The 708-nt window shown below is 76.8% G+C and carries 1 pseudogene; it reads left to right on the top strand.

The window, feature by feature from the left end:
* Nucleotides 1-708: pseudogene (locus tag ACK8HX_RS17745) on the top strand (hypothetical protein); the annotation flags it as partial.

Here is a 708-nt window from a genome sequence, read left to right as displayed (position 1 = left end):
GACGGGCTCACGTCGTGGTGGGCGCTGCTGCCCGCCGCGACCAGTGCCGCCGCCTGGGCCGCGGTCGACCAGCTCGCCCACGACTACCGAGCCGACGACGACACCCTGACCGTGGACCAGGCCCGCGCCGACGCGTTCGGCGACCTCCTCCTGCGCAACGTCGAGGTCACCGCCGCCGTCACCCTCGCGGTCCCGGTCGTCTCCGACACCGCCATCGCCGCACCCGTGTCCGGGCCGGGCACCCGCGACCGGGTCGACCTCGGTGACGAGGACCTCGTGCGGGACCCGGCCACCGGTGACCTCGTGCGCGCCGCCACGCTGAGCGAGGACGTGCGCGAGGCGCTGTCGTGGGTCGAGGTGCCCGCCGAGGACGACCCGTGCGGCGGGGCCGGGGCGATGCTCGACCCGCGCTACACCGAGCAGGCGGTCCTGGGCGGGTGCACCGTCTCCGGGGTCGCCCTCCCCGGCCTCGGCTGGGTCGACGCCACCACCGTCGCCAACCTCATGGCCACCGTCCCGCTCGAGGTCGCCCGCGCCGTCCTCGACGCCGACACCGGCACCCTGACCTCGCACACCACCGCGGTGTACCGGCCACCGGCCCCGGTGCGCGAGCTGGTCACCACCCGTGACGGCACCTGCCGGATGTGGGGCTGCACCCGGGCGGCCACCCACGCCGACCTCGACCACCTCCGGCCCTGGCCCGCCGGC

It is taken from the genome of Oryzobacter faecalis (assembly GCF_046764005.1).
Classification (GTDB): domain Bacteria; phylum Actinomycetota; class Actinomycetes; order Actinomycetales; family Dermatophilaceae; genus Oryzobacter; species Oryzobacter faecalis.
Note: the sequence above shows the minus strand (reverse complement) of the source record. Positions and strands in the feature narration are given on the sequence as shown.